Here is a 26,056-nt window from a genome sequence, read left to right as displayed (position 1 = left end):
GATTTGAGCCGAAAGCTGTGCTGAGGCATGTTCACCCTCAAACAGCATCAGCGAAAATCGTTTTGAGTTATCGGAGATGACACAAATGTTGTTGTATGCAAGATTTGAGCCGAAAGCTGTGCTGAGGCATGTTCACCCTCAAACAGCATCAGCGAAAATCGTTTTGAGTTATCGGAGATGACACAAATGTTGTTGTATGCAAGATTTGAGCCGAAAGCTGTGCCGAGGAATGTTCACCCTCAAACAGCGTCAGCGAAAATCGTTTTGAGTCATCGGAGATGACACAAATGTTGTTGTACGCAAGATTTGAGCCGAAAGCTGTGCTGAGGAATGTTCACCCTCAAACAGCGTCAGCGAAAATCGTTTTGGGACATCGAATGATGGCTCAAATGTTGTTAATGCGTTAAAGATTAATATCACTACTTTGAAGCATAAATGATATAATGATATAGAACGCAAATCTACTCGGAGGCACTACATTGGGGAAAAGAGTCCAAAAGGGAAAAATAAAAATTCAAGCGATTAATACTTTTACAGATCGTGAAAAACCAAGAGCGGTTTTTTGGAACACGAAGGTTCCTCTTCATTATGATAATATTTGGATCGTTGGGTATACATCACCGAAAAAAGTGCCTATCCTATTTGAAAAGAAATTAAAGAATGTACCGGATATGATTATTTTTAACGATGAATTTAGAAATTTTAGTCATGGCAAACCTCAACAATTCTATTACGAGTAGGAGGCATATACAATAAATTTTGGAGGCGACATGGAACTGTCAGATATTCAGTTAAAGCTCTATAAATCCAGTTTAATAGTGGGCATCATTTTATCCATTTTGAGCATTATTGGCAATTTTATCTCTAGTTTTCCAATCTGGATTAGTATTAAATGGATTGTTCTTGTCTTTATATTAACCATCGCCCTAGTTTTCTCTAAAGACAAAAAATACACGACTCACATGATGTTTGGCGTGTTTGCATTCATGATATTTGGTTTCCTGCCTTTCTCATTTGCGAATTCAGGCGGCAGTAGTAATAATACAATCGGTTATATTTTTCTGTTTCTAATAGCGATTACCTATTTATTTGATGGCTGGAAGCGTTATTTTTTGGTCAGTGCACTGATTGTTATGTTTATGATTATGCATATCGTAGAGTATTATCATCCGGAATTGATCGCTGTTTACAGCGATTGGAATCAATTTGTCGATCGAATGATTCAGATTCCCTTGTTAATGATCATGTCCTTTTTAGTGCTTTTACAGTTTGCCAAGGCGTATGAAAAAGCAAATCAAAAGATGACTCAATATGCGACTTTCGATGAGCTTACGGGCCTGTACAACAGAAGAATGTTTGATAAATCCATGAGACTCGCCATAGAGAATGATAATAATGATGATATTCAACTCATTTTTATAGATTTGGATCATTTCAAACGCATAAATGATAGGCATGGACATGCCATCGGAGACGATGTCCTTAAAGAATTGTCTGGAATATTGAGAAATAATTTCAAGGCTGAAAAACACGTCGTCAGTCGTTGGGGTGGGGATGAATTCGCAATTATATATTACGGGGATAAAAATGAACTAACTCAAAAACTTGAAAATGTGAAGCAGTTGTTTAAAGACTATGTTTCTCTCTATGAAGAGACCGCAGGAGTGAGTATGAGCGTGGTATCGCTTAAGGATTATGATAACGCATCACAAGCTCTAATTGATGCAGATCTAGAATTGTATAAAGAAAAATTAAAGAAAGATACTTAGAGATTTCCATGAAGGATTATAAAAAAGCTACAATATCAGTGAGCCCACGAATAAGGCACATTGAAGTTGTAGCTTTTCTTAGAGATTATTGTGCACAAATTTGAAATTTATTGACATTATCCATAAGACTTTTAATATCTGAACTGACATCGGCCGTATTGCCGACAATTTTGTGAGATTCTTCAGCAATTTCATTGATTTGAGACACAGCAATTTGGACTTCCTTAGCAGATTCATTATTGGCTAAGGAGATTTCATTAATTGCTTTAGAAAGCACCTGAATGGAATGTGCCACTTGAATCGTTGAATCTGTAATGCGTTGAGTTGTCTCTGAAATCTGAGAAGCATTGTCATTAAAGTCCTCTCCGAAGCCAACCATTGCGGTGTAATCTGAGATGACCTCTTTACTAATGAAATCGATAACATTTTGAGATGCATTGCGAAGTTGCCCTACTGAGGTCACTATAATGTCTGTCAATTCTTGAATCGAATTAGCAGCATCTTTGGATTCTGTTGCAAGCTTTCTTATTTCTTCGGCTACAACTGAAAATCCCTTGCCTGACTCTCCAGCACGAGCCGCTTCAATGGCTGCATTGAGTGCAAGCAGATTCGTTTGAACAGTAATTTGCATGATTGTATCAGAGAGCATATGAATCTGATCTACAGCTTCAACATCGTGTAAAGCCTTTTCGAGTTCAGACTTAGAGTGCGTTAAAATATCTTCAGCTTTTTCTTTGGCCATTTTTGAGCTCATCACGATCTCTTTAGATTTTTTGGAGACATTGACAGAAATCGTGTTGCTCAATTTTGTATCAGAAGCGAGGTGTTCCACTGTATCGGCCAGCTCTTCTGAGATGGCATTCATTTCTTCAGCTGAAGCCGCAGTTTCCTCTGATACACTGGAAATAGCTTCGAGTGTGTTTGAAATTTTAGCAATATTTTCATCCAGTGTGAGCAAGCTCCGATCGATACCTTCAAATGAATTTTTAGTTTGAGTGGAAATATTCATAATGCCAAGAATGACATGTTTGACTTCAGTTACCATTTTATTGATACTGAGACTGATGGTATTGAGCTCATCTCTTGAATTGAGATAAACCTCATAAGTTAAATCACCCGAAGTAATTCGATCTAAACCAGAGTTGATCACTTTTGCAGCTCCCATGATGGATAAGACGAAAGCACTATAAATATAAAGCAGTATTGGGAGTGAAAGCATTAAGGAAACCACAACCATTTTATTTTGCGCACGATAGTCTTCTGTTCGGATAAAGCAAAGTTGCCAAAGTTTATCCGAAAGAGAGTCGTAAAAGCTTGAATTCAACGTAATGGCACTTTCCATTGATTTTGTTAATGCACTCATTTGATTTAAGGAGAGATCTTCATCGAGTTGTGAGAGCAATGTATCAAAAGCCTCTGAGAATGTAAGTGATTCCGCTTTTATAGGTTCTAAAATTCGAGTTTCTTTTGAATCGTTAAAAGCAATAGCTGTTTTCATGTCACCATTAATATTATCTACAAGCGTTGAAATTTGGGTTGTAAGAATGATCGCTTCTTTGCGAGTTTGATCTGAGATTACTTTACTTTGGATGGCATCATTTAATATTAAGTCTAAACGATATAATTTTTCAGTTAATGCCAAATTCCTGAACATGACGGTATCCATAAGATAGTAGGAGTCAAGATCGGGGTCAAGGGTTAAATTTGAATTGTCAGAGATGTTGGTATGAAGACTGTTGATCCCCTCAAACAAAGGTTCGTATTGATTGGCGAGATCATCTTTTGAGAGCGTATCTGAATTTGCGATGATTCCTTTATATAATGATAGACAATCCTTTATAGTACTAGATACCATAATGTTTGAAGCGGTGTTATCCAATGTATGATTATACTGCTGATCTATTTGATTCAGTGCATCAAAGTGGCTTAAAATATTTGAATCTAGACGCGATATATTAGTTTGATCGTTCTCAAGCCTAGCTTTTAAACTTTCAGCTACATCGTAAAGCAATTTTTTTGAAAGCGCGGCGTATTCGACGCCAATATACTCTTTTTCATTAAAAACAGTGCTGGATTGATTGTTTGAAAAAAATTGAAATAGGCTGATGCCTAATAAAATAAAAAGGATAAAACTGGTGATGATAAATTTTGTGAGTAAGTTAAATTTGTTAATCAGTGATATGCCCGGTTTTAGTATTTTAGTAAAGATCATTTAATAACCCCTTCCTGAATAAAATTTGTCAAACTGCTGTATTCAGCATTATCTTATAGTACATAATATGATATAAAAAATCCAAAGTCAATTTATATGTAAAATTCTTTGTAAGCATTGTCATTACTTGCTTGAAGTGAGACAAAACTGTCGCACAAAACATCCTTTTCTGAGTTGATTACTTCATGAAATTGTATGCATAAAAAATCCCTCAAATGAATTTTTTCACATTGAGGGATTCTCTATTAAAGCAACATTTGAGACATCGAAAGAGGGCTCAAATGTTGTTTTCTATATTCGACGATTATTATTTTTGATTATAATGTGCATCAAACGATTCACTGAAGAATCGACCAGACATGATGTTAGAAATCATGTTTTGCTTCTGATCTGCTGGAAGGGTTTGATCTGCATCAATCGCTTTGAAAACTTCCGACTCGATGATGTAATCAGAAGTCATTCTAAGTTTTACTTCGTTTTTATCCGCATCTAAGATCATCAGCTTGTCTGCGTTTTCGGCATTAGACCATGCATTCCAAACTGGAAGGTCACCACCGTTAGGATTGCCTGTATACAAGAAGTTTTTCAAGTAGGTGTGCATAGCAGACACAAGTGCATCTCTTCCTTTGAGATTTTCATCGGTATAATTGGTGGTTACAAAGGAATCGTAGCGCCCTTTTAAGAAGTCCATATCAATGCCGTGGAAAGCACCGAGAACACTGCCAAGTCCAGGACTAATAACATCTGGATCTGCACCCCATGCAAAGCGATAAGCGAATACATCCGGTTGTCCCGTAACATCGGCCATGATTTCAGCAGAACGATCCGCATTAAAACCGGTGTAAAGCATACTGCCATAAGTGTTTGCGAACGTATATTGCGGCAATAAAACTTCATCTGTTGCCAAAGTACCTCCAAAGAGTGCAGCGACGAACATTGGATCCGTTCCTGCGAATACTGAAAATTCATCTTTACAACTGCCAAGCAAAGTAGGCACTTTGTTGTAATGCCCAGTGGAAAGTACAGCAAATCCTTCTTTCGGTAGGACGTAGCCGTCTGCAAAGAGATGAGGAAATACAGTCATTCTAATGGCAGCGTTATTCATCAACGGTGCGATTCTCTCCCCAGATAGACCTCTGAGATAATTTTTAACGTCTTGTGCATCCGTGTTTAACCATGCAATAGCTTCTGCTTCTGTTGCTTTAACACCATCTTCCACCACTAAAGCGGCAAAAGCTTTGGCATCTATTTCTTGACCGACAGAAGGGTCTGTAACCGTCATACCACCGCTAATTGCAAATGCCTTTTGGAAATCGCCTTTGAAAATTGGTGAAATCAAGATAGCCATAACGTCACGACCACCAGCAGATTGTCCTGAGATTGTTACATTATAAGGATTGCCGCCAAAGGCTTTTATATTGCCGTTTACCCAATTGAGAGCTTCATGAATATCTAGTAAACCAAAATTCCCTGAATCGGTTAATGGATCACCTGTTTTTAGAGCTGGCAAGTTAACCCAACCCAGTGCAGCTAGTCTGTAATCAATGGAAACCACAATACAATTTGCATCTGCAGCCAATTTTTCGCCTTTAAAATCTTGGCTGGTGCCTGTTTGGTTGTTGCCACCATGAACAAACACAAGCACTGGTAGGTCCGTTGCAGCTGTATTTGGACGATATATGTTCATATAGAGACAATCTTCGCTACCTATAACGTCTTTACCGCTAAGTTGCATAGATTTTTCTTTATAGTTTTTTGTTTCAAGTACACCAGTCCAGCTTTTAGGGGGTTGAGGTGCCAACCATCTAAGCTCATCAACCGGTGGTGCAGCATAAGGAACGCCAAGCCATTCAATGCTTTGATCATCATTTGACAATTGACCTTCAACCTGACCATAAGCAGTTGTTTGTAAAATACCTTTCGTATATTTTAAATCTTTCATTGCAATTTGATCCATTATGGCAATGGCTTGTTCAAAGGTCAATGGTTCGTTAGGTCTAAAAGTGCCGTCTGGATAGCCATTTACGAGACCTTCTAAAGACGCCTTGATAATAGCACTTTTAGCATTTGGAGATATATCTGAATCATCTAGAAAGCCAGTCGAGCTTTTAGAAGATAACTCTGAGTAAAGTGCATCGGCAATCGTTTTAACAGCTGCTTCTCTGGTCACATGGATAGAAGAGTCTTCTAAAACTACATCCAAATTAAATGCATTTTTTAGTAGGCTTTTCAATTCAGCCCCTGTTACCAAGTGAGTTGGCTTGAAAGTACCATCTGCATCTGCTCTGATAATACCTTTTTCTGCCCATTTGTTGACAATACTGAAAGACCATCTCCCCTCAATGTCCCCAGTTTGAGGGGGTGTATCAGCGTATGCTGTAATGGCTGACAGCAGTAGCATGAGTACAAGTGTTAAAGTGAATATTTTTCTTTTTAACATGTTTAACGCCTCCCTAATACATATTTTTAAGCATTCATCGTTCAAGGAAACAATTCTAAAAAGGACACAAAAAAAGACCAACAATTTAAAGACAAAATAAATTGTCCTTAAATTATGGTCTTGCCCGCTTTTGCAGTCACAATCCACTGTTTCACGATGAACTTAATAATGAAATGATATCACATCAAATTTTGTGCGTCAATGGATATTAATGGCTATTTATTACTAAAAAGTCATAAATAAAAAATCACTAAATACATTTTTCTTCTATTAATATGTAAGAAGATTGTTTAATATATAGGAAGATCGTTGGGAAGATATTCACTCAAAGTCTTGTGAGTAGGGATAAAAAATGCTATTATTTATGAAAGCTATTATTCAAAAGTATGTATATTGATGCATAATGATGTGTATTTGAGATCAAATTATGCAAAAAATGATAATCGTTTCATATTGCAATCTTTTAGCGTATATGTCACAATGGACATCTAAGTATAAAAAATATAAATCGGTAAAAATAGAAAAATTAAAATATAAAATAAAAAATTGGAGGTTATTTCTTTGTATAGAATAGTGTTAAAAGAGACTCTGGCTACGGCTGTGGTTAAGATGACAGTAGAAGCACCATATGTTGCAAGAAAAGCAAAAGCGGGGCAGTTTATCATTCTCAGAGTTCATGAAAACAGTGAGCGCATTCCACTTACAATTGCAGACTATAATCGAGAAGATGGGTTGATCACCATTATATATCAAGTGGTTGGAAAGGCGACTATGGATTTAAATAACCTAGAAGAGGGTGACTTTATTCATGATTTTGTGGGGCCACTGGGAAAACCCTCTGAGATAGAGCATCTTAAGAAAGCCATTGTCGTAGGTGGCGGCGTTGGATGTGCCATTGCCTACCCTGTTGTGAAGGCTCTGGCAGAACAAAATACGGAAGTGTTTTCTGTTGTGGGCTTTAGAAATAAAGACTTAGTTATCCTTGAAGAAGAATTTGCCAGTCATTCTGATAAGATGGTACTCATGTCAGATGATGGATCGTATGGCACAAAGGGATTTGTGACCACCGGTCTGGAAACGCTTTTAGAAGAACACAAAGATATCGATTGCGTCTTTGCTATCGGGCCGATCATCATGATGAAGAATGTTTCAGCAGTAACTAAAAAGTATGGTGTTAAAACAGTTGTCAGCATGAACTCTATCATGATTGACGGTACTGGCATGTGTGGGGGATGTCGCTTGACAGTTGGTGGCGAAACTAAATTTGCCTGTGTGGATGGTCCTGAATTCGATGGTCATTTAGTTGATTTTGACGAAGCTCAAAGTCGCAATAATATATTTAAGAATCAACCTGTTCACAATTTGGAAGAGGATAAAGACTGTCGTTTACTGAAGGAGATTGAAAATGTCAAATAATATCCAGAGAACACATATGAAATTGAAAGATCCCAGAGAAAGGATTACTAATTTTCAGGAAGTTGCTTTAGGCTATACGCTTGAAGAGGCAAAACTTGAAGCGAGTAGATGTCTGGAGTGTAAAAATAAGCCTTGTGTAGCTGGGTGTCCAGTTGGGATTGATATTCCTAAGTTTATTCATGAGATTAAGGCAAGTGATATAGATAAGGCATTTGAAGCGCTGTCAGAATACACTTCATTGCCAGCAATTTGCGGACGTGTTTGTCCCCAAGAAACACAGTGTGAAGCGCTTTGCGTCAGAGGAATTAAAGGCGAACCCGTTGCCATAGGAGCGCTTGAAAGATTTGTTGCAGACAATCATAACAATGTTTTAGAGGTGGTCCCACAAGAGTCTAAGGGCATTAAAACTGCAATTATTGGGTCGGGACCTGCGGGGTTGTCCTGTGCAGGCACATTGGCTAAGCTTGGGTATGATGTGACCATTTTTGAAGCGTTGCATGATACGGGCGGTGTTTTGAGATATGGCATTCCAGAATTTAGGTTGCCTAAAGAAATTGTCGATCGAGAAGTTAATGCGCTTAAGACACTAGGCGTTAAAATAGAAAAAAATGTGGTCATTGGCAGGTCTTTGGATTTAAAAGACCTTGAAGATGATGGCTTTAAAGCGATTTTCATTGGGACAGGTGCTGGACTTCCGAGATTTATGAATATTAAAGGTGAGAATTTATTAGGGGTTTATTCAGCAAATGAATTTCTAACCAGAGTTAATTTGATGAAAGCATATGAAGCAAAAAGCGATACACCTTTATATTTGGGTCGGAATGTTGCTGTCGTAGGTGGCGGTAACGTGGCGATGGATGCTGCAAGATCAGCAAAACGTCTTGGTGTAGAAAATGTCTATCTTATATATCGTCGATCTGAAGAGGAGATGCCTGCGAGAAGAGAAGAAGTAGAACATGCCAAAGAAGAGGCTATTGAGTTCAAGTTTTTATGCAATCCTTTGGAGATCATTGGGAACGAGCAACAATATGTTTCTGGTATCAAGTGTATCCAGATGGAACTTGGAGAACCAGATGCCAATGGCAGAAGGCGCCCACATGAAGTGGAAGGCTCTGAACACCTTATAGAAGTTGATAACGTGATCATGTCCATAGGGACCTTGGCGAATCCTTTGATAAAAACGTTGGGAATTGACATTAATAATCGAGGGCTTATTGAAACCAATGAATCCGGGCGTACAAGCAATATGGCTGTCTATGCAGGTGGTGATGCTGTGAGTGGTGCTGCAACGGTTATTAACGCTATGGGCGCAGGTAAGCAGTGTGCTTATGAGATTCACAAGGATTTTATGAGCAAACGCGAATTGTAAGATGTAAATTAAAAAAAAACACGCGTCTAAAAGAATAGAGGCTGAATGACATGATCATTTAGCCTCTTTTTTTAAACAACAAGATTTGAGCCGAAAGCTGTGCTGAGGGATGTTCACCCTCAAACAGCATCAGCGAAAATCGTTTTGAGTCATCGGAGATGACACAAATGTTGTTGTATGCAAGATTTGAGCCGAAAGCTGTGCTGAGGGATGTTCACCCTCAAACAGCGTCAGCGAAAATCGTTTTGAGTCATCGGAGATGGCACAAATGTTGTTATGACTCTTATATTGTTTGATGTAGATTTTTTTGAATATTGGGTTTATTTAATATCAAGAGGGTAGAGTATCCCTTTATCGATTTTGAACTTCATGAGTTTGATTTTTATAATTCTGATTTTTATAATTCTGATCCTTATAATTCTGATCCTTATAATTTTTAATTAATGATCTTATACCGAATCCAATCAAGAATAACCCCGTACATAAATTGAGTCCCTTAAGAAAAAAATCAGATATGAATATAGATAATGAACTGCCTAATAGAGCGACAGAGCTCATGAAGATCAATGTAGCAGATAATGCGCCCAGTCCGAACTCATAAACTTGTCTGCTGTTTAAGTTTTCTGTTTCGAGACTTGCAGTAAACATTCCAGCCCAAAAGATAATGGTCAAGGGATTGGACAAAGTCATGAGAAACGTTTTAATCAAGATATTTGAAGTCGTTTTAGTGTTAAGGCTAAAGCTTGGGATCATGGCAATGCCAAAGATATTGATAACAGTGCTTAGCCCGAAAATAATTAAGATTGTACCACCTAAATAACCTAATTTGGATTTAAGGGATCTATTTTTTTCAAGAAGAGCCCCGAGTCCTAAAATAGCGGAGAGTATAAACAGGCCATCTACCAAGACAACACCGATAACACCGAGAAAAGCATTAAAGAAACCTGCGTTAACAGAAGTTTGAAATATGAAGAGACACACGGGTCCAATCGCCAATTGCAGGACCATCCCCAGTCGAAAGCCTTTATAAATCATTGTACATCACCCGATTGATACTTTCTTTTAGAGTCAATAGATTAATAGTCGTATTTGAGTTTTGAACGCCAGCAATGCATTTGAGTTTTTTGCTGATGAAATATTCAAGTGCCTCAGTATCTTCAAGAAGCACCTTTAGGAGATACCCGTATTCGCCAGTGATGTGATTGCATTCAAGGACTTCTGGAAAAGTGGTAATCACTTCTCTAAACTTTTCAGTATGATCTGGTGTATCGACAGAGACGAAGATAAATGCCATCAAATGCAGTCCGAGTGCCTTACGATTGATCTTCACAGCATAACCTTCTATGACGCCAGAGTCTTCAAGATTTCTTAAACGCTCTGAAACCGCTGGGATCGATAAATTGACTTGCCTGCTGATTTCAGTTGCAGTTGCACGACCATTTTGATTTAAAATCGCTAAAATATCAAAATCAATCCTATCCATTGTAACCCTCCTCACTTTTGGCTATATTATATGACTTGGCATTATATTTGTAAACATATTCGCAAATATTCAATTAAATGTGAGGAAAGATGGGATGAAAACCTAAAAAATTATTGAATTTATACTGAATGTGGGCAGAATTATATAAATTTTTAAGTTTGAAACTCTGGCGTTTCACTTTCATATGATTGAGAAATGCCTATGATAATCACCCCAAGTATGACAAGTCCACCGCCAATCCATTGTAAAGAGGTGATGCTTTCCGATAGAACCCAGTGCGATAAGATCATCGATGTAAATGGCATTAAACCGGAAAATGCGGCAGCGGTATGGGCAGTACACCTTTTAATACCCGCATACCATAGGACATAGGATAAAATTGTGACGAAAAGGCCATACCATAATAGTGAAAGCCACCCTATCCAATCAAGTGCAATTAATGATGAAACAGGATGTTCTGCCAGAGCAGGTAAAAGACAAAAGATAAAGGCAATTGCAGAAACAAGTAGGGACTGAACAACTGGAGGCATGCGATCCATATTGCCAGTAGCTTTATTTAAGCTGTGAAAGCGAGAGAGAATATTGAAGAGAGATTCACAAGCAGCTGCGCCTAATACAAGTATGGTTCCAATGGATTGGCTTAATGTAAAATTTGAGAAATGTGCCCCTTGTAGCAAGATGATTCCTAAAACAGCACATAAAATACCTATGATTGTCCTTAAAGTTACTTTTTCCTTAAGTAAAGTATACGCTAAAATACTTGTGAGTATCGGTGCTGTTCCGATCAAAACGCCTGCCTCAGTTGAACTGATTTTTTGAAGACCAAAAAGCAGGAAAGCTCTAAATAAAAAAATGCCAAAAAAAGCTTGCAAGCTGATCATAAGCCAGTCTGTTTTTTTCATGAGCTTTAGAGCCGCTTGAATTTTTAAATAATTAAATGGTACTAATATCACAAGTGCGGCAAGTAAGCTTACCGCTGTAATTGTAAAGGGCCCAAGAAAACCCGATACAAAACGTGCGGCGATGACGGCAGTACCAGCAAATATGAATCCAACGGCTAAATAGAATCTACCTTTAAATTTTTCCAAGTGTTATTGCCTCCTTTATTTTGGGTTGTAAATATGGTAGAATAATAACACTTAAAACTGGTTCGTTACAATATCCAGTTAAACTTTATAATTTACATACCAGTTGGAGGGCGTATGTGGCAAATCAAATTGGAAAGAGAAAATGAAATTTCATTGTCAAGACAGCTTTTTTATGCGATGAAAGATTTGATTCTAGAGGGCAAGATTCAATCTGGAGAAGCTTTGCCATCGAGTCGAGGGTTGGCTAAAGACATGTCGGTATCAAGAAGCACGGTTAATGAAGCCTATGACATGCTTGAAACAGAGGGGTTTATTGTGACGCGCCAAGGTGCGCCAACAAGGGTCAAAGAAGGACTTTACCTTGAAAAACATCAGAAGCATTATGAGGAAGTGCTGTTCCCAGTGATTCAAGGGAGTGAGCAAAGCTTTATTGTCGATTTTAAAACTGGGCAACCCGATGTGAGTCTTTTTCCACGTTACGTTTGGAATCAGATGATGTACAAGGCATTTGAGCAGTTAAGCGACAATGATTTAGGCTATTTTGGGACGGCTGGTTATGAGGCGCTTAGAGTGGAAATAAGCCATTGGTTATTTAGAAAAAGAGGCTTGTCTGCAAAACCGCAAGATATTTTTATCACTTCTGGCACGACACAAGCCCTTAGCATTCTGGTGACCATGTTGTCCAAAGAGGGTGTGCCTTTTGCAGTGGAAGATCCTTGTCACAAAGGGCTTCTGGAAGTGATTGAGAGTAGTGGCAATTCTATTTTAAGCATCCCAGTGGATCAAGAGGGTTTGAAGACATCTTTATTGAATGGTCATGATATTTCAGCTGTATATGTCACGCCTTCACATCAATTTCCACTGGGAAGTATTCTCACGGCAGAGCGGAGAATAGAGCTGATTAAACTTGCAAGACAAAGGCATTTCTACATTATAGAGGATGATTATGACAGCGAATTTCGATATAGAGGGGCAGCGGTGAGTCCGCTTTATGCTTTGGATAGTGAACAAGTACTTTATACGGGCTCATTTAGCAAGAGTTTGTATCCTGCATTGAGAATTGGTTTTGTGATATTGCCGCCAAAGTTACAGGCTAATTGGATGTATTTGAGAAAGCACTTTGATGTTCAAAACCCAATCGTAGAGCAAGCGGCATTGACGGCATTTTTAAGACAGAGAAAGTTAGACAAATATATTCAAAAAATCAGTCGATTGTACGAAAAAAAGCGTTTGGCATTAACGCAAGCTATTTATAAATACTTTGGAGAGCAGTGTACCATATTAGGTGATGAGACTGGATTGCATCTCGTTCTGCAAGTTCATGGTGCTAAGTTCGATGAAGTCTTCGTGAAAAAAAGTCAAGATGCAGGTATTCGCGTGTTTCCAATAGAGCACTATTGTATTGTTAAAGGCGATCACTTGGATCAGCTGATGTTGGGATATGGCCATTTGAAGATTGAAGACATTCCTAAAAGTGTCTCTAAACTCTACAACATGATTATGACATAGTGATTTTAAATAAAGGCCCCCTATTAGAATTGACGAATAATTTTTTTTATACTATAATAAACACGAGTTAGTGCAGATGCATTAAAAAACAAATGAATAACTAAAAATTGAATATTCTCGGGAGCTTGTATTTCAGGCTGAGAGGAAGTAATTGAACTTCGACCGTACCTGATTTGGATAATGCCAACGTAGGAAACTTGATTATATTTGAAACTGCAGATGTCCTTTTGAGGCATCTGTTTTTTTTATGTCAATTAGGTGGCGATCTGTCCGCGTTTCAAATGGAGAAGATCAATTTTAGAGAGGAGATCAAAATGTTTATCAATGGCACTTTACACCCATTAAGAGCATCGATGACACTAAAGGCATTTCTTGAAAGTGAAGGCTATGATCTGAACAGAATAGCCACTGAAATGAATGGTCAAATTGTTCCAAAGTCCGCATATGAAAATACATTAATAGAGGATTCCACACGGCTCGAAGTGGTGAGTTTCGTTGGAGGAGGTTGATTACATGCAAACTCAAATCACTTTAAACGGAAAAACTTTTGAAACAGGTTCGAGGACAATCCAGCAGTTGATCAGCGAAATTCAGAGTGACTCTGATGTCATCATTGTGAATGGGTTTAATAAAGAGGCAAGCTATGCTTTGGCAGATGGCGATAATGTCGTATTGATCAAAAGAGGTGAAATGCCAGACGAAAGCACTTTAGAATCCATGTTGATGGCGAGGAATACACCCGCAGTTCATCACAAAGTCAAGCAGGGAAGGGTCTGTATTGCAGGTTTGGGAGGCTTGGGTTCCAACGTGGCCATCATGCTTGCCAGAACAGGTGTGGGATATTTAAAACTCATTGATTTTGACATTGTAGAACCGAGTAATCTCAATCGCCAAGCTTATCACATACAGCATCTTGGACTGTCCAAATCTGAGGCTTTGAAACAAATCATCAAAGGGATCAACCCCTATACAAAAGTGGAATCCATCCAGACAAAGTTGACTGTAGAAAATGCGCTTTCGATGATTGCGGATTGTGAAATTGTCTGTGAGGCATTTGACAGCTCAACTGAGAAAGCAATGCTCATCAATACCCTATTAAACGAAAATCCAAATGTTAAAATTGTCTCAGGTTCAGGTATGGCAGGATTTTCAAGTGCCAATACCATTAAGACGATTCAAAAGTTTAAAAATCTTTATATTTGTGGTGACATGGTAACAGAAGCCACATTTGAAAATGGACTCATGGCACCGAGAGTTCATATTTGCGCAGGGCATCAAGCCAACATGATATTGAGATTGTTACTTAATTTAGAGACCGTATAGTATGACAAAAGTCGAGAAAGCAGGGATATTATGAAAGATAAATTGATCATAGGTGGACATGAATTTAATTCCAGATTTATACTGGGTTCAGGTAAGTTTTCACTGGATATGACCGATGCTGTGATTCAAAACGGCGGCGTTGAAATGGCAACCATTGCCGTGAGACGTGCCAACAAAAATGGCGAAGCAAATATCATAGATTTCATGCCAAAAGGGATTACGCTTTTACCCAATACTTCTGGGGCAAGAAGCGCTGAAGAGGCCGTTAGGATTGCAAGACTAGCACGTGAACTGGGATGTGGCAATTTTATCAAAGTAGAAGTCATCAGAGATTCTAAATACTTGATGCCAGATAATTATGAAACACTTAGAGCAACAGAAGCACTTGCAAAAGAGGGATTTATTGTCATGCCCTACATGTATCCAGATTTAAATGTTGCACGCGATCTCGTCAGTTCTGGGGCTGCAGCTGTGATGCCACTGGGCGCTCCGATTGGCAGTAACAAGGGTCTTCTTACAAAAGCTTTCATAGAGATGCTTATAGATGAGATAGAACTGCCAGTCATTGTGGATGCAGGGATTGGCAAACCATCTCAAGCCTGTGAAGCTATGGAAATTGGATGTGCGGCAGTTATGGCAAATACAGCCATTGCCACAGCTAAAGACGTCGCTTTAATGGCAACTGCATTTAAATTGGCAATTGAATCTGGACGTGCGGCTTATTTAGCAGGTCTTGGCAGAGTCCTAGAGCGGAGAGGAGAAGCCTCTAGTCCATTGACAGGATTCTTAGGTGAAATCTTATGATGAAGGCAAATTCAAAGATGAAGATAACCCAAAAGATGAAGACAGATCCAATGTCTTATCTTTCAAACATGGAGAAAATTGAATCCGATGTTTTTGAAAAGGTGCTTTCGATGGTTTCAAACTATGATGCTGAACAATATAAGGCGCATGATGTGGCATATGCACTCTCAAAAGATCGCTTAGATCCAAGCGATTTTGCGGCCTTACTCTCTCCTGCTGCAAAGCCCTATCTTGAAGAAATGGCACAAAAATCAAAAACCTTGACGCATAAACACTTTGGCAATTCAGTTCAATTGTTTACACCGCTCTATATATCCAATTATTGTGAAAATCATTGCGTTTACTGCGGTTTCAATTGTAAAAATAAGATCAAACGCGGCAAGTTGTCACTTGAAGAAATTCGTATTGAACTCAAAACCATCTCAGAAACAGGTTTAAAAGAAATTCTGCTACTGACAGGTGAATCGCGTCAAAAATCAGACATTCAGTATATTGGGGAGGCCATTAAAATAGCTAAGACTTATTTTTCAACCATTGGGATTGAAATCTATCCGCTCAATTCAGATGAATACCGTTATTTACATGAGTGTGGCGCTGATTTTGTATCTGTCTATCAGGAAACTTATAATCTTGAGAAGTATGAATCTGTTCATTTATCGGGGCCAAAGCGTGTTTTCCCCTATCGTTTTCATGCTCAGGAACGGGCATTGATGGGAGGTATGTATGGGGTTTCATTTGGCGCACTTTTGGGACTGGATGATTTTAGAAAAGATGCATTTGCAACAGGAATGCATGCTTATTGGATACAAAGAAAATACCCAAGCGCTGAAATTGCATTTTCCTTACCTAGAATCAGACCTTATATCAACCATGAGGAAAAGCAGACCCATGGCGTTGGAGAAGTCGAATTATTTCAAGTGATGCTCGCCTATAAATTATTTATGCCCTATGCAGGCATTACAATATCCACCAGAGAAAATGCACATTTTAGAGATCATACTGTAGGTGTATGTGCCACTAAAATATCTGCAGGTGTTGTCGTCGGCGTAGGTGGACACGTGGAGGAAGTTAAAGGGGATGAACAATTTGAGATCTCTGATCCCAGAAGTGTGGCTGAAATTCACTCTATGATTCTCTTAAAGGGTCTACAACCGGTCTATTCGAATCATATTGCTTTAGGAGGATTTAACACAGGAGATGACAGATGATTATCTGTGTGACGGATCAGGCATCAATGGGGTTTTCCTTTTTAAAACAATTTGAAAGCATCTGCAATGGCAAACCCGATCAAGTCATACTCAGGGCAAAGCATCTTGATGCTTATGACTATGAGCAGCTAGCAATTCGATGTCTAGACATAGCTTCAAAACATCATACAAGGCTCTTGTTGCATTCTCATATTCATCTTTCGAAAAAGCTTAACCATCTTTATATTCACTTGCCATTCGACCAATTTATCTCTGAATATCGCGTGCTGGATGAATTTAAAATCATCAGTGTGGCAGTACATTCAGTAAGAGAAGCGCAATTAGCTGCATTTTTAGGGGCAACCCAAGTGGTCGCTGGGCACGTTTTTCGAACGGACTGCAAGAGCTCTATTGCACCAAGAGGCCTTTCATTTATAAAAGAGATCAGTTCTAATGCATCTATTCCAGTTATGGCGATAGGGGGCATTACACCAGAGCGACATAAAGCTTTAATCTCAGCGGGTGCAAAGGGTGTTTGCATCATGTCCAGCGTGATGAACAGTCCTGAACCGGAAGCGTTGATTCGAAAGTATAAAGCTCTGTAATCCATAAATAAACGCATACAAAAAAAGATCTCTTTATTTCAAGGTATTGAATGATATAATTAAACGGTATGAGTTACATCATTTGATGCACTCTACTCTTTGTAAATGTCTTTGACGCAGATGATTTTACGTGTTCTATCGAGGCAATTGAATTCAATAGCAATAGGTGATCTTATGAAAAATAAAGTGACAAAAGTTGATATAGCGCAAATCCATTGGAAGCCGGATAAGCAATCTCTTGTCCCAATGCATAAGCAAATTTTTGATTTTATCAAAGACAAAATTGCATTGGGTGACTGGTCCATTGGGAATAGACTGCCCACTCAGATGGAAATGGCCAATGCTTTTGATGTCAATAGAAGTACAGTGCTTGAGGCTTATGAGGCCTTAAAAGCGGAGGGGCTTATAGAGAGCAAAAAGAGTGCAGGCACGATTATAGTCAATAACACATGGTCTGTTTTGGCTTCCAAAGCACCTCCAAATTGGGAAAAATATATTGAAAGCGGGTATCAAAAGCCAAATCTCAATGTCATTAAAATCATCAATGAGCTCAATTTGGATTCAAAGATGATCAGATTGGGAGCTGGAGAACTTGCCCCTGAGATGTCCCCAGTGCAATATATGAAATCCATCTATGATCATTTGCTGATGGATGTAAATTACATGGGTTATGAAGAAGAAAAGGGGCTCTTACAGCTGCGAGTAGAGGTCTGCAAATATCTAAAACCCATGGGAATCGATGTGAATCCCAATAAGGTTTTGATCGTTTCGGGTGTGCTCCAGGCTTTGCATTTAATCTCTATGGGCATATTGCGCAGAGGGGCAACCCTGTTAACTGAACAAGCCACATATATTCAATCTCTCACTTTATTTGAATCTCATGGCATCAATTTCACAGGTGTTGCAATGGATGGTGAAGGTTTAATTGTGGCGGATCTCCTTAGAAAAGCTTCTGTGAAAAAGCCAGAGCTCTTATATACCATTCCCAGTTTTCAAAACCCCACAGGCGTTTTGATGTCTGTCAAAAGGCGAAAGGCTATTTTGTCTTTATGTGAGAAAGAAAGATTGCCCATTATAGAAGATGACACCTATAGAGAACTGTGGTTAGATGAAGAGCCCCCTGCGCCTATCAAAGCAGGGGATAAAAATGAAACTGTTTTGTATATGGGGAGTATTTCAAAGTCCTTATCCGCTGGTATGAGAGTGGGATGGATTGTAGGGAGTGAAAGGGTCATCAATCGGTTAGCGGATATTAAAATGCAGACGGATTATGGCAGCAGTTCCATTTCTCAGTGGATGTGTTATGAATTTTTAGCCAAAGGCTATTATCAATCTTTTATTAAATCATTGAGACATGAGCTAAAGATAAAGCGCGATTTCACATTAAAGATTTTGGATCAATATTTTTCAGACATAGCCACATGGCAAAAACCTGCTGGTGGTTTTTACATTTGGCTCACACTGAACAAAAATATTCAAATGTATCGTCTATTTGAGTCTTGTTACAGACAGGGTGTTGTCATCAATCCGGGCAATATCTATGATGTTTCCAGCAATAAGAACATCAGAATTTCATTTTCTTATGCGAGTTTACAGGATTTAGAGCAAGGGCTGATGATACTCGCACGCATGATCAAATTAAATTTGAGTAACCGCTAAACTTAATCGGGCACTCAATTTAAGCCAACACTAAATTGGATTAAATACGAAACTTCATGAATCTATGTGTAAAACATTTGAGGGATCTCCAGAGAACCGAACTGTTTTATGTGTAGATTTTTTTTTGAATCTATTTTTTTGTTGGGCCGATATTTTTTGTTATGTGGTGTATCTTCTTTTCAAAGTGTAATATCATGTTAATCATAAAAAGTAGCTTAAATTGGAAACCTATTTATAAAGCATTTGAGGAGGCGTTTATGAAGGTTAAGGTATTGAATAAACATGAAGTTAAAGCATCTCTTAATATGATTTCAGTTTTGGAGAAAGTAGAGGAAGTCTATTGTTTAAAAGCTAGGCAAAAAGCTGGCTTATGGCCATTAATTTTCCATGAATTTCAACCGGAAATAGCAGATATGGATATAAAATCTGGTTATATTAATGAATATGATGTATACGGTCTTAAAGTGGTATCTTGGTTTTCTGAGAATAGAGACAAGAACCTTCCCATGTTATTTGGAACAACGTTGATGTTCGACATGAAAACAGGCGCACCCATTGGCATTCTTGACGCAGAGCATGTTACGGGAATGAGAACGGGTGCTGCTGGCGCAATTGGAGCCAAATTTTTAGCAAGAGCGCGTTCGGAAGATTTATTAATTGTAGGCACTGGACATCAAGCCGCATTTCAGATAGCAGCCACCTTAATTGCAATGCAAAATATTAAGCGTGTGCGCATTTGTAATCCTAGAAATGCAGAGCAGGGGGTAAAATTTGTATCCACCATTAAAGACATTTTGAACCTTGAATTCTTGAGCTCATTTCAGGCGGATGATGAAGTCTATGATCGCATTAAAGCTAAATTTGAAGTGCAGTTTATAGCAGAACCCTCATTGGAAAAAGCCGTTAGCCAAAGCGATATCATCATAACCGTCACGCCGTCAAGAAAGCCTCTTATTATGAAATCGTGGTTAAAAGAGGGTGTTCATATAAGCTGTATGGGATCTGATCTGCAGGGCAAACAGGAAATAGAAAGCTGTATTCTTAAAGACGCTAAAATTTTTGTAGACGATATGGCTCAGGCGATCAATGTGGGTGAACTAGAAATCGCATTAAAGACAGGCACTATAAGTGAAGACAACATCATGGGTGAAATAGGCGAGCTGATTTTATCTGAAAAAGTGGGTAGGACTAACGATTCTGAAATAACGATATTTGATTCAACTGGGATCGCACTTCAAGACTTAATAGTTTCGAAGTTGGCAATTGATATTGCAAAAGAAAAAAACATTGGCCAGGAGGTAGACTTATAATGAAAATTAAAGATTTTAAAGTTGAAAGATGGATGGATGCTTATGAGACAAAATGTGAAATTAACGTGGCAGAGAGCTGTGTGGACTCTCTGAGATTGGATGAATTGCTTGAAATTTGTGGTCGTAAAGAGGCGTTTACCAAACAGATTATGGAGATGAAACTCACATATGGTGCTATTGAGGGGTCTGATTATTTAAAAAGGGGCATCGCAAGTTTGTATAAAAATGTTTCAGCTTCACAGATTACCGTAACGCACGGCACCATTGGTGCCAACTATTTGGTGCTTATGAGCCTTATAGAACCAGAAGATGAAGTGATCACTATTTTACCAACTTATCAGCAACACTATTCTGTACCAGAGTCAATCGGTGCCAAAGTGCATAAACTATATCTTGATCCCCAAAATGGTTTTTTACCTGATCTTAAAGCACTTAGACGCCTTGTAAATGACAAGACAAAGCTCATAAGCTTTTCGAATCCCAATAACCCAACGGGTGCATCTCTAGATGAATCGATGCTTAAAGAAATCGTTGAAATCGCAAGTTCAGTGGATGCGTATGTCCTATCGGATGAGGCCTATAGAGGGATGAATTATGAAGGTGAAAGATTTACAGCATCCATTGTAGATTTGTATGAAAAAGGCATCAGTACCAGCAGTATGTCCAAGACTTTCGCTCTTGCAGGGTTGAGAATAGGATGGGTATGTAGCAATCAAGAAGTGATAAAAGGCGTCAATAAAGTGCGTGATTATAATCACATCAGTTGTTCGATGATTGATGATTATATCGCGGCGATGGCACTTGAAAATAAAGATAAAATCATAGACAGAAGCGTAGGCATCATAAAGAAAAATCTTGAAATTGTGGAGGCATGGCTAAAAGAGAACACCGGATTTAGTTTTGTCAAGCCGAAAGCTGGACCGGTTATTGTCCTAAAATATGACTTGGAAATGGATTCGAATACATTTTGCAAAAGATTGTTGGATGAGGCGCATGTACTGGTAGTACCCGGAGAAACGCTTGACATTGAAGGTCATTTTAGAGTGGGGATAGGCAATAATTCAGAGAATCTTAAGGAAGCGCTTAATAGAATTGGACGATTTTATAGAAACTTAAGTTCATAAAACAGTCTATAGTCATCATTTAAAACAAGTCTTTTAAGGAGGAACACAATATTGCAATATGTCTCTATGTTTCTAGTGATTGGTTCTAGTTTATTCTATCATATTTCTCAAAAGTCAATATCGGGGCAGTCCAATCCTGTGGTTTCAATGCTGATGACCTATATGACGGCATTGATGGCCACTGGACTCTTGCTATTTGTATTTCCAATGGAAAGAAATAGTGTTTTCGTGGAACTCAAAACTTTAAACTGGGCGAGTTATGTGCTTGGAATCGCAATAGTGGGGTTAGAAATGGGGTTTTTGTTGGTCTATCGATCGGGATGGGCGGTTAGTGTTGCCGGTGTATTTTCTAATGTGATCGTGGCGTTGCTTTTAATCCCCATAGGTCTATATTTCTTCAAAGACAAAATAGATATATCTACTGTATTTGGCGTTGTCTTATGTTTAATCGGTCTATATTTGATTAATAGAAAGTAAAGTGATTTAAATTCAGATAGAATCTAAAAGGCGTCAATGTGAATAGGTTAAATAGATTAACTAAATCAATAATATTCGCATACGAACGATTAGAGGCGGATTTGGTGAAATGACATTAGCAATAGGTTTGACAGCGATTTTAAGATTGTCAGGCTTTGCAAATCAGAGTATTGGCCCGAATTAAAATGCTAGTATTGAATCAGGAAAAACGTCAGAATGAGTTTCTGGTTATCACTTAGCGTGTAAAGAACAAGTGGTAGATTTGTCTGCACCTTTTGCTGGCAGAATTGCTTGTGATATTTGAAGCTTCAGATTTAACGGCACAAATTCATATTGCTCAAACGTCTTATGAAATAGCAGTGGCGAATTTAGACAAAGCCAAAGCACGTGCTATCTCGATGACACAATTAGAATAGGTCAAAGCTAAGCTTTCAAAACAAGCCTTAGACAAACTTCACTATCATAACGTGCATAAAAATGTAGAGCGTAAAGAAGTTAAATGACGAGGTAGACAAAGTACCTATTTTAATACAACTATTGTTGGGTGCAACTATATGCCTTAGGATATTTGCTGTTAATACTCATGTTGATTCTAGTATTGCAGAAAATGTTGTCCAGACCCTTTACTTCAAGCTATTTACTGTATTTTCTTCTTTGTTGTGACTTCTACAATAATTATGTAGCTATTATTAACTTATAATGTATGATATCAAAACCATTATGAAGGACTTTGAAATACCTTATGATTTATTTAATATGGGTTTTATTAAATAAATCATAATCAAATTAATTTTATACTCAATTCAGTGGGTTATGAGATTTAAGGAACGGAATTCAAATTATAAAATAAAATTTAATAAGTAGCTTTGCTTTTTAATTTCAACATTATAATTTGACATTAATAAATTTATGTGGTATATATGGAGTTGAATGGAAAAAATAAGAATAGAGAGGCGAGAAATATCAACAGCTTTAATTAAGATTATCTAGGGAGGATATGTTAAAATGAAAAAAGTTTATACTAATTTTTATTCACATTATTTTTTTACTAAGTACATTTGCATTTGCTGAATCTGAAGAACCTACAGAGGTTATTTCCAATTTTAAAAATGAAATTGCGAAGATTGAAGACTTTAGAATGTGGTCAGATGCTACAATTAGGGTTGATGCTGTTTTGTATGATTTAGATAGAAATGCAAATAAAATGCTCTACTCGGTAGTAAATAAAAATGGTATTATTGGTTATATTATCACAGATAACGGTCAAACAAAAGTTATTGAATTTGCATTAGGAGAGTCGCCATATCAAAATATATTACATAAAGATGTAGATATCAAGTCTATTAATGAAAAAGTGAATAAGAAAATAAATTTAATATACGATGCTGGTACTTATTTTTATTCATCAGACGATAATAGAACAATAACTAAAGTTGATGTCTTAAATAATGATAGTCTTAGCGCTGTGAATTCGACTTTGAATGATGGCATATTAGTAAGTCCAAGGAGTATTTGGCAAAATATAAACGTAATACCAGGTGTCCCTGCTGAAACTAACAATCCTCCAACAATTGGTTGTGGACCTGTGTCTGCAATGAATTTGGTCAAATATTGGGATTCTCATGGATACCCTAATTTAGTATCTGATTCTGATACTAAGCAAATACTATATAATAAATTATATAGTGCTCTGTCTTGTTTTCCTTTTTTAGGTGATATTGCCACTCTACCTGATAGTTATAAGGAAGGGGTGCGTAACTATACAACAAGTCACCTTGTGACTAATTTAATTGTATTACGATACAGTTCAATATCAAATTCAGATATAAGTATATTAAAAACTGAAGTTAATAATAATCGTCCAGGGACAATACTTTACGATGATTCATATCGCTATGGACTTCATTATGTGACTTTTGTTGGTTACGCTCAAGATTTAGTTGGTGATGATTTTTATATAATTCATGACCTATGGTCATCAACAAACGTTTATAGAAGTTGGTCAAATGATGTTTCAGATATGAATTTTTGGTCAATATTTACGTTCAGATTTAACTAGAGTTCTTTTTGTAGCTAGGGAATCATTTCCTAGCTATATTTATTTTGTGAATTTATGAGTTGTTTGTTATTTACGCTGAATTTATCAAATAAGAGGAGTTGACCATGAAAAAATGGATCATTTTGACTGTAATATTTTTTATTTTTTTGATTTCGTTTACCAAATGCCGATATCTTGCAGAGGATGTTATGTATTTTTCCAAAACGAATGAAATGTATGTGTCTTATAGATATGCTATTAGCATTACCAATCACACCTCTATTGGTAAAGATCATGCATTTTGGGGAAATGACAAGAAGACTGGAGCATTGAAGTATGTCATATTTGTTTACAGAAGAGGCACTTTTCTAGTCGATGGGAGTGAAGGTGTTACCTATGAAAATGTAAAATCAAGTTCTACTGCTGAAGACTTGGATGTAATATCTATATATATCATGACATTGCGTCCGTTTTATGCTGACAAGAATATTGTTGACTACATGTACTGGGTTGTTGAATATGAAGATAGTTCGCATAAATATATACGATTTAAGGATGGTGTTGAGGGGTCCCCATTTCCAAAACACTAGAAAATGCTGTTCTCAAATCATAAAAGCCTTTTATGTTTTTCAAAACTATGTTAAACTATGTGGTTAGTAAGTATCTATTGAGATAGAATGGGTTCATCAGGTTTGGAAAGAGGCTAGAACATGAGTGAAATAAAAGCAATAAATGAAGAACAAGAAATAATAAATGGAAAGCAAGAAACAATGAATGAAGCTCTGGGAAACGGTATTGAAAAATTCAAAGATTATCCACTGGATCACCAAATCAAACGCGCGTTGAGCGCATTGGGTTTTACTAGGCCTCTGGAAGTTCAATCGATTACAATGCCGTTGATTTTACAGGGACAGGATCTAATTGTGAAGGCACAAACAGGTAGCGGGAAAACGGCAGCTTTTGCCATCCCCATCTGCGAAAAAATAGATGTGGAGCTTGAGAGACCTCAGGCGTTAATACTTGCTCCAACAAGAGAACTTGCAGTTCAAGTTAAAGAAGACATCGTAGATATTGGCAAATATAAAGGGCTTAAATTTTGTGCACTTTATGGGAAACAGCCCATGGAGATACAGCGAAAAGAACTCAAGCAAAATCCACATGTGATCGTTGCAACACCAGGTAGAATGATGGACCATATTTTAAATAAAAATGTTAAACTGAGTGATATAAAATATCTCGTCATAGATGAAGCCGATGAAATGCTGATCATGGGTTTTAAAGCTCAACTGGAAGCGATTATCAAGAAATTACCCCTTGATCGGGTAACACTTCTTTTTTCTGCCACGGTGCCAGAAGAGGTCCATACTTTAAGTCAGATGTATATGATCAATCCACAATATATTGAAGTTGAATCAGACGTGCCCAATATAGAGAAAATTGAACAGATCTACTATGCTGTGGATGGCTTAAAAAAAGTGGATTTCATGAAGAAAATGATCAAGCACGAACGACCGGAGAAAACAATTATATTCTGTAATACACAAGAGCAAGTGGACAATTTATTTGAGATCATGAGAAAATGGGATCGATCCACATGCGCCGTACATGGCGGGATGGCACAAAGTCTTCGGATGGAAAAGATGAGAGCCTTTAAAAAAGGCGAATATAAAACCTTGATTGCAACTGACTTAGCTGCACGCGGCCTGCATGTGAGAGGCATTACGCATGTCATCAACTATGGTGTACCATTTGATCATGAAAACTATGTGCATAGAATTGGTCGAACAGGGCGTGTAGACGAACATGGGATTGCCATTACATTGGTGATTCCAAGTGAGATGGAGCGTTTTAATGCGCTAGAAGCATTTCTTGGCTATAAGATACCTTGCAAGGGCGGTCATGTGCAGAAAAAGCCCAAAATCAGTTCGGAAAAGAAAAACGCAAAGAATAGATATAAAGCAAGTCCACAAAAGAGCATTGAAGTCAGAATCCAAATCAATGCAGGTGTGGGCAATAGCAATCTTAAAAGAAGTGATATTTTATCTGCGATTAAAAGTATGAACGGCATAGTCAGTGAAGATATTGGTAAAATTGACATGAAAGAAAAGATTACAAGTATTGGCATATTAAATGGGAAAGAAAGACTTGTGATAAAAGGATTTGAATCCAAAAAGATGAGAGGTAAACTCTATCGTGCCAAACGCGGCTAACCCTCCATTTGATAATAATTAAAATCCATTGAA

Annotated in this window: 22 protein-coding genes and 1 riboswitch; of the genes, 17 read left to right on the top strand and 5 right to left on the bottom strand. The window is 37.7% G+C overall.

The annotated features are described in order from the left end of the window. The first annotated feature begins 479 nt into the window (after positions 1-479). Both ISU02_RS05050 and ISU02_RS05045 read left to right on the top strand, forming a co-directional pair. Positions 480-740: a hypothetical protein gene (locus ISU02_RS05050; RefSeq protein WP_194700696.1), complete on the top strand. Its 261-nt coding sequence runs from the start codon at positions 480-482 to the stop codon at positions 738-740. 30 nt (positions 741-770) lie between these two features. Beyond that, positions 771-1,769, top strand: coding sequence for a GGDEF domain-containing protein (locus ISU02_RS05045; protein WP_194700695.1), 999 nt, complete (start codon positions 771-773; stop codon positions 1,767-1,769). Positions 1,770-1,854: 85 nt separating this feature from the next. Here the strand turns inward: ISU02_RS05045 and ISU02_RS05040 are convergent, their stop codons facing one another. Both ISU02_RS05040 and ISU02_RS05035 read right to left on the bottom strand, forming a co-directional pair. Next, a complete protein-coding gene (locus ISU02_RS05040) occupies positions 1,855-3,981 on the bottom strand; it encodes a methyl-accepting chemotaxis protein (RefSeq protein WP_194700694.1) in 2,127 nt (708 codons plus the stop codon). 307 nt (positions 3,982-4,288) lie between these two features. Beyond that, entirely contained in the window at positions 4,289-6,421 is a 2,133-nt protein-coding gene (locus ISU02_RS05035) for a carboxylesterase family protein (protein ID WP_194700693.1), read from the bottom strand. Between the two features lie 561 nt (positions 6,422-6,982). Between ISU02_RS05035 and ISU02_RS05030 the strand changes: the two genes are divergently transcribed. Both ISU02_RS05030 and gltA read left to right on the top strand, forming a co-directional pair. After that, complete coding sequence (locus ISU02_RS05030) at positions 6,983-7,837, top strand: sulfide/dihydroorotate dehydrogenase-like FAD/NAD-binding protein (protein WP_194700692.1); 855 nt, start codon at positions 6,983-6,985, stop codon at positions 7,835-7,837. Beyond that, positions 7,827-9,206 carry an NADPH-dependent glutamate synthase gene (gltA, locus tag ISU02_RS05025; RefSeq protein WP_194700691.1) on the top strand — a complete coding sequence of 460 codons (1,380 nt, stop codon included), beginning with the start codon at positions 7,827-7,829 and terminating at the stop codon, positions 9,204-9,206. Before ISU02_RS05030 ends, gltA begins: the two co-directional genes overlap by 11 nt. Positions 9,207-9,557: 351 nt before the next feature. On the opposite strand, the gene ISU02_RS05020 is transcribed toward gltA, so the two are convergent. The 3 genes from ISU02_RS05020 to ISU02_RS05010 form a co-directional block, all read right to left on the bottom strand. After that, positions 9,558-10,241 (bottom strand): LysE family translocator, encoded by a 684-nt coding sequence (locus ISU02_RS05020; RefSeq protein ID WP_194700690.1) that lies wholly within the window; start codon positions 10,239-10,241, stop codon positions 9,558-9,560. Next, positions 10,231-10,689 carry an Lrp/AsnC family transcriptional regulator gene (locus tag ISU02_RS05015; RefSeq protein ID WP_194700689.1) on the bottom strand — a complete coding sequence of 153 codons (459 nt, stop codon included), beginning with the start codon at positions 10,687-10,689 and terminating at the stop codon, positions 10,231-10,233. The genes ISU02_RS05020 and ISU02_RS05015 overlap by 11 nt, the downstream gene beginning before the upstream one ends. 152 nt (positions 10,690-10,841) lie before the next feature. Beyond that, entirely contained in the window at positions 10,842-11,777 is a 936-nt protein-coding gene (locus tag ISU02_RS05010; protein WP_194700688.1) for a DMT family transporter, read from the bottom strand. 114 nt (positions 11,778-11,891) lie between these two features. Between ISU02_RS05010 and pdxR the strand changes: the two genes are divergently transcribed. From pdxR to ISU02_RS04940, 13 genes are all read left to right on the top strand, one after another. Then, a complete protein-coding gene (gene pdxR / locus ISU02_RS05005; RefSeq protein ID WP_194700687.1) occupies positions 11,892-13,286 on the top strand; it encodes a MocR-like pyridoxine biosynthesis transcription factor PdxR in 1,395 nt (464 codons plus the stop codon). Between the two features lie 107 nt (positions 13,287-13,393). After that, a riboswitch (TPP riboswitch) is annotated at positions 13,394-13,498 on the top strand. Between the two features lie 102 nt (positions 13,499-13,600). Next, positions 13,601-13,795 (top strand): sulfur carrier protein ThiS, encoded by a 195-nt coding sequence (gene thiS, locus ISU02_RS05000; protein WP_194700733.1) that lies wholly within the window; start codon positions 13,601-13,603, stop codon positions 13,793-13,795. 4 nt (positions 13,796-13,799) lie between these two features. Beyond that, positions 13,800-14,609, top strand: coding sequence for a sulfur carrier protein ThiS adenylyltransferase ThiF (thiF, locus tag ISU02_RS04995; protein WP_194700686.1), 810 nt, complete (start codon positions 13,800-13,802; stop codon positions 14,607-14,609). Between the two features lie 30 nt (positions 14,610-14,639). Beyond that, positions 14,640-15,413 carry a thiazole synthase gene (locus ISU02_RS04990; RefSeq protein ID WP_194700685.1) on the top strand — a complete coding sequence of 258 codons (774 nt, stop codon included), beginning with the start codon at positions 14,640-14,642 and terminating at the stop codon, positions 15,411-15,413. Continuing rightward, positions 15,410-16,621, top strand: a complete 1,212-nt coding sequence (thiH, locus tag ISU02_RS04985) for a 2-iminoacetate synthase ThiH (protein ID WP_228727723.1) — start codon at positions 15,410-15,412, stop codon at positions 16,619-16,621. Before ISU02_RS04990 ends, thiH begins: the two co-directional genes overlap by 4 nt. Further along, complete coding sequence (locus ISU02_RS04980) at positions 16,618-17,205, top strand: thiamine phosphate synthase (RefSeq protein WP_194700684.1); 588 nt, start codon at positions 16,618-16,620, stop codon at positions 17,203-17,205. Before thiH ends, ISU02_RS04980 begins: the two co-directional genes overlap by 4 nt. Positions 17,206-17,379: 174 nt before the next feature. Beyond that, positions 17,380-18,864, top strand: a complete 1,485-nt coding sequence (locus ISU02_RS04975) for an aminotransferase-like domain-containing protein (protein WP_207736183.1) — start codon at positions 17,380-17,382, stop codon at positions 18,862-18,864. 257 nt (positions 18,865-19,121) lie between these two features. After that, positions 19,122-20,174: an ornithine cyclodeaminase family protein gene (locus tag ISU02_RS04970; protein WP_194700683.1), complete on the top strand. Its 1,053-nt coding sequence runs from the start codon at positions 19,122-19,124 to the stop codon at positions 20,172-20,174. After that, on the top strand, positions 20,174-21,298 hold the full coding sequence (locus tag ISU02_RS04965) for an aminotransferase (RefSeq protein ID WP_194700682.1): 1,125 nt from the start codon (positions 20,174-20,176) through the stop codon (positions 21,296-21,298). The genes ISU02_RS04970 and ISU02_RS04965 overlap by 1 nt, the downstream gene beginning before the upstream one ends. A 51-nt stretch (positions 21,299-21,349) precedes the next feature. Beyond that, positions 21,350-21,775 (top strand): triose-phosphate transporter family protein, encoded by a 426-nt coding sequence (locus ISU02_RS04960; protein ID WP_194700681.1) that lies wholly within the window; start codon positions 21,350-21,352, stop codon positions 21,773-21,775. A gap of 1,138 nt (positions 21,776-22,913) precedes the next feature. Then, positions 22,914-23,834: a C39 family peptidase gene (locus ISU02_RS04950; RefSeq protein ID WP_194700679.1), complete on the top strand. Its 921-nt coding sequence runs from the start codon at positions 22,914-22,916 to the stop codon at positions 23,832-23,834. A 104-nt stretch (positions 23,835-23,938) separates the two neighbouring features. Beyond that, positions 23,939-24,403, top strand: coding sequence for a hypothetical protein (locus ISU02_RS04945; protein WP_194700678.1), 465 nt, complete (start codon positions 23,939-23,941; stop codon positions 24,401-24,403). 120 nt (positions 24,404-24,523) lie between these two features. Continuing rightward, positions 24,524-26,023 (top strand): DEAD/DEAH box helicase, encoded by a 1,500-nt coding sequence (locus ISU02_RS04940; protein ID WP_194700677.1) that lies wholly within the window; start codon positions 24,524-24,526, stop codon positions 26,021-26,023. Positions 26,024-26,056: the final 33 nt, after the last annotated feature.

It is taken from the genome of Fusibacter ferrireducens, assembly GCF_015352425.1.
Classification (GTDB): domain Bacteria; phylum Bacillota; class Clostridia; order Peptostreptococcales; family Acidaminobacteraceae; genus Fusibacter_A; species Fusibacter_A ferrireducens.
Note: the sequence above shows the minus strand (reverse complement) of the source record. Positions and strands in the feature narration are given on the sequence as shown.

Excerpts from the sequence above, each read along its gene's own strand:
- ISU02_RS05045 (WP_194700695.1), top strand. The coding sequence starts at position 771 with ATGGAACTGTCAGATATTCAGTTAAAGCTCTATAAATCCAGTTTAATA.
- ISU02_RS05040 (WP_194700694.1), bottom strand. The coding sequence starts at position 3,981 with ATGATCTTTACTAAAATACTAAAACCGGGCATATCACTGATTAACAAA.
- ISU02_RS05035 (WP_194700693.1), bottom strand. The coding sequence starts at position 6,421 with ATGTTAAAAAGAAAAATATTCACTTTAACACTTGTACTCATGCTACTG.
- gltA (WP_194700691.1), top strand. The coding sequence starts at position 7,827 with ATGTCAAATAATATCCAGAGAACACATATGAAATTGAAAGATCCCAGA.
- ISU02_RS05020 (WP_194700690.1), bottom strand. The coding sequence starts at position 10,241 with ATGATTTATAAAGGCTTTCGACTGGGGATGGTCCTGCAATTGGCGATT.
- ISU02_RS05015 (WP_194700689.1), bottom strand. The coding sequence starts at position 10,689 with ATGGATAGGATTGATTTTGATATTTTAGCGATTTTAAATCAAAATGGT.
- pdxR (WP_194700687.1), top strand. The coding sequence starts at position 11,892 with ATGTGGCAAATCAAATTGGAAAGAGAAAATGAAATTTCATTGTCAAGA.
- thiS (WP_194700733.1), top strand. The coding sequence starts at position 13,601 with ATGTTTATCAATGGCACTTTACACCCATTAAGAGCATCGATGACACTA.
- thiF (WP_194700686.1), top strand. The coding sequence starts at position 13,800 with ATGCAAACTCAAATCACTTTAAACGGAAAAACTTTTGAAACAGGTTCG.
- ISU02_RS04990 (WP_194700685.1), top strand. The coding sequence starts at position 14,640 with ATGAAAGATAAATTGATCATAGGTGGACATGAATTTAATTCCAGATTT.
- thiH (WP_228727723.1), top strand. The coding sequence starts at position 15,410 with ATGATGAAGGCAAATTCAAAGATGAAGATAACCCAAAAGATGAAGACA.
- ISU02_RS04980 (WP_194700684.1), top strand. The coding sequence starts at position 16,618 with ATGATTATCTGTGTGACGGATCAGGCATCAATGGGGTTTTCCTTTTTA.
- ISU02_RS04975 (WP_207736183.1), top strand. The coding sequence starts at position 17,380 with ATGAAAAATAAAGTGACAAAAGTTGATATAGCGCAAATCCATTGGAAG.
- ISU02_RS04970 (WP_194700683.1), top strand. The coding sequence starts at position 19,122 with ATGAAGGTTAAGGTATTGAATAAACATGAAGTTAAAGCATCTCTTAAT.
- ISU02_RS04965 (WP_194700682.1), top strand. The coding sequence starts at position 20,174 with ATGAAAATTAAAGATTTTAAAGTTGAAAGATGGATGGATGCTTATGAG.
- ISU02_RS04950 (WP_194700679.1), top strand. The coding sequence starts at position 22,914 with ATGTGGTCAGATGCTACAATTAGGGTTGATGCTGTTTTGTATGATTTA.
- ISU02_RS04945 (WP_194700678.1), top strand. The coding sequence starts at position 23,939 with ATGAAAAAATGGATCATTTTGACTGTAATATTTTTTATTTTTTTGATT.
- ISU02_RS04940 (WP_194700677.1), top strand. The coding sequence starts at position 24,524 with ATGAGTGAAATAAAAGCAATAAATGAAGAACAAGAAATAATAAATGGA.